The organism is Kitasatospora sp. NPDC056327 (assembly GCF_042261735.1).
Lineage (GTDB): Bacteria > Actinomycetota > Actinomycetes > Streptomycetales > Streptomycetaceae > Kitasatospora.
Genome location: NZ_JBHJRC010000097.1, coordinates 21138 through 27137, shown reverse-complemented (window position 1 = coordinate 27137; position 6000 = coordinate 21138). Strand labels below are relative to the sequence as shown.

At 72.8% G+C, this 6000-nt stretch carries 4 protein-coding genes; all 4 read right to left on the bottom strand.

Annotation, left to right across the window (positions count from 1 at the left end):
- Nucleotides 1-113: 113 nt before the first annotated feature.
- The 4 genes from ACFCX4_RS16650 to ACFCX4_RS16635 all read right to left on the bottom strand — a co-directional run bounded on the left by ACFCX4_RS16650 (nucleotide 114) and on the right by ACFCX4_RS16635 (nucleotide 5870).
- Nucleotides 114-1631: a DUF4153 domain-containing protein gene (locus ACFCX4_RS16650; protein ID WP_376142974.1), complete on the bottom strand. Its 1518-nt coding sequence runs from the start codon at nucleotides 1629-1631 to the stop codon at nucleotides 114-116.
- Nucleotides 1632-2168: 537 nt separating this feature from the next.
- A complete protein-coding gene (locus ACFCX4_RS16645) occupies nucleotides 2169-3026 on the bottom strand; it encodes a carbohydrate ABC transporter permease (protein WP_376142972.1) in 858 nt (285 codons plus the stop codon).
- Between the two features lie 146 nt (nucleotides 3027-3172).
- On the bottom strand, nucleotides 3173-4177 hold the full coding sequence (locus ACFCX4_RS16640; protein WP_376142970.1) for a carbohydrate ABC transporter permease: 1005 nt from the start codon (nucleotides 4175-4177) through the stop codon (nucleotides 3173-3175).
- A 292-nt stretch (nucleotides 4178-4469) separates the two neighbouring features.
- A complete protein-coding gene (locus ACFCX4_RS16635; RefSeq protein ID WP_376142968.1) occupies nucleotides 4470-5870 on the bottom strand; it encodes an ABC transporter substrate-binding protein in 1401 nt (466 codons plus the stop codon).
- Nucleotides 5871-6000 lie beyond the last annotated feature (130 nt).

Below are 6000 nucleotides of genomic sequence, written 5' to 3'. Positions count from 1 at the left end.
GAGCACCCGCTCCCGGCCGGCCCCGGCCCGTTCCCCCGACCGCCCCGCTCGCCCCGCCGGTTCCCCGGCGCCCCCTTACCGCCCGCCCCGACGACCGGGTTCGGCCGCCGGTCTCAGCCGCCGAAGGAGAAGTCGTACCGGAGTCCGACCCGGTCGCAGGCACCCTTCCCGTCCGCGAGCCGGTCGGCCACCGGTCGCCCGGCGAGGATGTCCCGGGCCCGCGCCTCCGCCAGGCTGGTGGCGTACCAGGGCAGGTGGGCGCCGTCCTCGACCTCGGCCACGAGGACGCCGAGCGCACAGGTCCGGTGGTCGCCCGGCAGCCGGTCCAGGGCCGGGACGGCGTCCGGCGAGAGGCCACGGACGTTGCGCAGGTCGATCTGGCCGGTCCGCTCGAAGCGGGCCACGTTCTGCTCCGCGACCAGGGCGTCCGGCCCGGACAGCCCGTACAGCGCGGCAGCCAGTGCCGCACTCAGCACCACCGCGCGCGGCAGCCAGCCGACCGACGGCGTCAGGCCCGCCACGATCAGTAGCAGGAAGACCACGCCCAGCCAGCCCTCGACCACCAGTACCCAGAGCCGCAGCGCGGTCAGCCCCGAGGCGTCCACATAGAACCACATCCGCCCGAGTGCCGAGGCCACCACGACCAGGGTGAGCAGACAGAGCGCGCCGAGCAGCAGCCGCGCCAGCCTGCGGTCGGCCGCGGTCCCGCGCGGCGCCCAGCGCTTGGCGACCGCGACGACCACCAGGGTCAGCACGGTGATCACGAGCAGCTGCCAGAAGCCCTGGCGGGCGTACTCGGACCGGCTCATCCCGGTCCGCTCCAGGACCGACTCCGCGCCGCCGAGGACCACCACGGCCTGCAGCACCGCGAAGGCGCCGAACATGAGGTTGAGCGCGCCCAGCGGGACCGCCCACTCCAGCCGGCCCCGGGCGCGGCCCGGCCGGACGGCCGTGCGGTCCCAGCGGCGCGGTCCGGCCGCGATGTGGGCGAAGCCCAGGGCGGTCGCCAGGCCGAGCAGGAACAGGGCCGCCCGGGCGGGGAGTTCACCGAGGTCCAGACTGGGGATGAGGCTCCCGAGGACGTCGGCCATCGCGGCGTCGGCGCCGGCGAACAGGGCTCCGAAGACGGTCAGCAGCACGGCCGCCACCAGAACGCCCTTGAGCACCGGGACCACCCGGCCGCGGCCGTTCCCGCCACCGCGCAGACTCCCCCGGGCCCAGACCAGCCCGGGCACGAGCTGCCAGAGCAGACCCGGCAGTGCGAGCAGGACGCCGCTCCAGCGCCGTCCGCCGTGCAGGGCGAGCGAGGCCAGGGCGACGGCCCAGACCGTGCTCAGCAGGACCGGCCAGTGGGCCTCGTGGAGGGCCGGGACGGTGAGCAGGGCGAGCGCGAGGACGCTCCACAGGACCGTCCAGCCGCGCAGTCGGCGGCCTGCCGCACGGGCCGCGATCCCGGCACCCGCGGTGACGACCAGCGCGCAGAGCAGCAGGTTGACGCCGAGGCCGCCCGTCAGCAGCCAGGACGTGAGCAGGCCGGTCAGCACCGCCGCCAGCACCGTCCGGCCGGTCGCCGGGGCCTTCCGCTCGGGGTCGCTGGGCCGCAGCCACGCGAAGGGCTGCGGCGCGGGCACACCGGGGCTGCGGTACGGCCCGGCGCCGGGAGCGCCGGCCGACGGCGGACCGATGACGGGCCCGGGCCCGACGCCGGGCCGGGACGCGGAGGTGGCGCCGAAGGCGGGAGCGGGACCGAAGCCGGGAGCGGGACCGAAGCCGAACCCGGGCCCGTTCCCGGGCCCGGGAACGGCACCACCGGCGGCCCCGCCGCCGGCGCCGGTGTCCCCGGCAGCACCGGTGCCGGCGCCGCCGGACGGCGTTCCGTCCCCCGCAGATGCACTGGATCCGGACATGGGTTCCCCCTCAATGGTCGGGTGGGCGTGCGGACACCACCCTCCGGGCGGCCCGCCGACGGGCACGCGGAACCACACCGGCGGAACGCCGGGCACCACGGCCGAAGCCGACTGTAGACCATTCTGAACAAGTTCAAAAACACCGCGTCCGGCCCTGTCACACCCTCGTGACAGAGCCGGACGCCGTGCGCCGGAGCCCTCCCGGAAGCCGCCCGGCCCCACCGGCGGCACCCCGGTGGCCCGCCGGGGAGGCGGCCCCGGCTAGCCCTTGACCGAGCCGGCCAGCAGCCCCCGCACGAAGTACCGCTGAAGTGCGAAGAACACGGCCAGCGGGATCACGATCGACAGGAACGCCCCCGCCGTCAGCAGCTCCCACCGCCCGCCGAACGAGCCCGACAGCTGCGCGAGCCGGACCGTCATCGGCGCGACGTCCGGTGTGCCGCCGGCGAAGGTGAGCGCCACCAGCAGGTCGTTCCAGACCCAGAGGAACTGGAAGATCGCGAACGACGCCAGCGCCGGGGTGCAGAGCGGCAGCACGATCGAGCGGAAGATCTTGAAGTGCGAGGCGCCGTCCATCACCGCCGCCTCCATGAGGTCACGCGGCAGCTGGGCGATGAAGTTGTGCAGCAGGAAGATCGCCAGCGGCAGCGCGAACATGGTGTGCGCCAGCCAGACCGGCGCGTAGGTGCCCTTGAGGTCGAGCGCGGGCAGCAGCGTCAGCGAACCCAGGTGCGCCCCGCCGGAGAACAGCTGGAGCAGCGGGATCAGCGCCATCTGCATCGGCACCACCTGGAGCGCGAAGATCACGAAGAACAGCGTGTCGCTGCCCCGGAACCGCACCCAGGCCAGCGCGTACGCGGCCATCGCCGCAAGGACCATGGGGAAGAGCGTGGCCGGCACGCTGATCGCCAGCGAGTTGACCAGGAAGGGCATCAGGCCGGTGGAGACGCCGAACCCGCCCTCGAACAGCGCCGTGTGGTAGTTGTCCAGGCCGAGGTCCGGGTGGAGGAGGGCGTTCCACCAGCCGTCGGCCGTGACGTCCTGCTTGGGGCGCAGCGAGGTGACCAGCAGTCCGAAGGTGGGCACGGTCCACAGCACCGTCACCGCGATCACGAACACCGAGGCGATCGGGGCCGAGAACGCCTGTCGGACGGGGTTCGTGCCACGGCCGTCCGACCGGCCGCGCCCGCCGGACCCGGATCGCCCGCCGGACCCGGCGTGCCGGCCGGACCGGCCGGACCGGCCGGACATCTTGAGGCTCACGCTCATCGGACCGCACGCTCCCTGCGCAACTGGACGATGTTGTAGACCACCAGGGGCAGCACCGCGAGGAAGAGGACCACCGCCAGTGCGCTGCCCCGCCCGGTGTTGAACTGGACGAAGGACTGCGAGTACATCTCGTTGGCCAGCACCTGGGTGCCGAAGTTGCCGCCGGTCATGGTGCGGACGATGTCGAAGGCCTTCAGCGTGGTGATCATCACCGTGGTCAGCACCATCACCACCGTGGTGCGGATCATGGGCACCGTGACGTACCAGAACAGCCGCACCCCCCGGGCGCCGTCCAGCCGGGCCGCCTCGGTGACCTCGTCCGGGACCGCCTTGATCGCCGCCGAGAGGACGACCATCGCGAACCCGGTCTGCACCCACACCATCACGGCCATCAGCAGGAAGGTGTTGAGCGGCTGGGAGAGCAGCCAGTTCGGCGGATCGTCCCAGCCCGCCGCGATGGCCAGCCGGCTGAGCAGGCCGACCTGCTGCTGCGAGGCGTCCCGCGACTCGTAGACGAACTTGAAGACGATCGAGGCGCCGACCAGCGAGATCGCCATCGGCATGAAGATCAGCGACTTGTAGACCGTCTGACCGCGCATCCGGTCCACCAACAGGGCCAGGACCAGCCCCAGACCGGTGGCGGCCAGGGGCGCGACCAGCAGCCAGAGCAGCGTGTTGACCAGCACCTCGCGCACCGAGTCGCTGGTGAACGCCCAGCCGAAGTTCTCGCCGCCGACGAAGCGTCGGCTGTCGTCGCTGCGCAGGCTCAGGTAGACCGTGCGGATCAGCGGCGCGACCAGGCCGATCAGCAGCAGCACCAGGGCCGGGCCGAGCATGACCGCCGTGGCCAGTGGACGGGCGAACCGGCCGGAGGCACCGCGCGAGGCGCGTGCCGCGGCCAGGAAGACCACGGCCAGGACGCCGAGGAACCCGGCGACCGCGCCGATGGTGTTGCCGAACTTGAGCACCGCGTCGCCCCAGGCGCCGGCGGAGAGGAGCATGACGGGACGTCCTTTCCCTACGGAGGGCGGAACGTGGAACCGGAAGGAGCGGGAGCACCGGGACGCGCACGGCCCGGGAACGCAGGGCCCGGCACGGGGACCGAAGGCACAGGGACCGGGCCGGTCACCCCGCCCTCACCCGCGACGGGGAGCGGAACGGCGAGGAGCACGGAACGGCGAGGAGCACGGGACAGCGGGGAGCACGGAACGGCGGAGGCGGCCGGAGGGGGCGGGCGGTGCGGGTGGGTGGCCCCGCACCGCCCTTCGGCAGGTGGTCCTGCGCCGTGTGCCGCTACTGCGGCCAGGCGGCGTCGATGTCCGCGGCGGTCTTCTGGATCGACTGCCCCTCGGCGAACCAGGCGGTGAGCGACTTCCACTCCTGCCCGGCGCCGACCGCGGCCGGCATCAGGTCCGAGCCGTCGAACCGGAACGTCGCCGCCGGGTCGGTGAGGGCGTCGGCGGAGAGCCGGTCGATCGGATCGGTGTACAGACTCTTGTCCACGCCCTGGTTGGCCGAAACCCAACCGGTCGCGGTCCGCACCCGGTTGCCGGCCCACTCCGTGCTGGACAGGTAGTTCTGCACCGCCCGCACCTCGGGCCGGTCCGCGAACGCGGTGAGGAACTCCCCGCCGCCCTCGACCGGGTTGGGCACCGACGCGTCCACCGCCGGCAACTGGAAGGCGAAGACGTCGCCCTCCGGCCCGATCCTGACCTCCTTCGGCCACTGCGCCTTGTAGAAGGACGCCTGCTGGAGCATGAAGCACTTGCCGCTGAGGATCGGTGTGCCCGCGTCCTGGAAGGTCGTGGTGGCGATCGACTTCACGTCGCCGAAGCCGCCGTTGACCCAGGACGGGTTCTGCATCCAGTCGGCGACCGTCTTCATCGCCGCGGTGATCTTCGGGTCGGAGAACTTCACCTTGTGGGTGACCCACTGGTCGTAGACCTCACCGCCGTACGACCCGAGGACCACCTCCTCCAGCCAGTCGGTGGCCGGCCACCCGGTCGCCGTGCCGGAGGCGATGCCGCCGCACCAGGGCTTGCCGCCGCCCGCCCGGGCGATCCGGTCGCTGAGCGCCGTCAGCTCGGCCCAGGTCTTCGGGACGGTGTAGCCAGCCTGCTTGAACGCCTTGGGCGAGTACCAGACCAGGGACTTCATGTTGGCGCTCATCGGCGCCGCGTAGAAGGTGCCGTCGACCGAGCCGTAGTTCTTCCAGACCGGGCTCCACTTCTCCTGGTTCGCCACGGTCTGCTGCGGCGGCTTGACGACCTTGCCGGTCTTGACGATCCGCGCCAGCAGTCCGGGCTGCGGGATGATAGCGAAGTCCGGCGCGTTGCCCCCGGTCACCCGGACCGGGAGCTGGGACTCGAAGTCGTTGCTGCCCTCGTAGCTGATCCTGATGCCGGTGCATCCGGAGAACTCCGCCCAGGACTTCTCCAGGTTGTCCGACTCGGGGCTGAGGATGGGCGCGAAGACCGTCACCGTCCGGCCCGCAAAGCCGGCGTACGGCTGGAACTTGGCGCAGTCACCGGAGAGCGTCGCGCCGCCTCCGGAGCCGCCCGACCCTCCGGAGTTGCTGTTGGTGCAGGCCGCGGTCAGGGTGACGGCGGCCAGCAGGGCCACCGCGGCAAGCGGACGGCGGCCGCGGCGGCGGCGGGCGGCGGACGGGGGCGGCACGGTCGGGGTGGGAGTCAATGCGATCCTCCTCGGCAGGGCGCGGGCGCCCGGCTGTACGACGGAACGACATTGCGCTGTACCGGAGTTCGGTTCGACATGGACGCGGCGGCCGGCCGATTCGACGACGGTAACGCAGCCGTCACCCGTC

Excerpts from the sequence above, each read along its gene's own strand:
- ACFCX4_RS16640 (WP_376142970.1), bottom strand. The coding sequence starts at position 4,177 with ATGCTCCTCTCCGCCGGCGCCTGGGGCGACGCGGTGCTCAAGTTCGGC.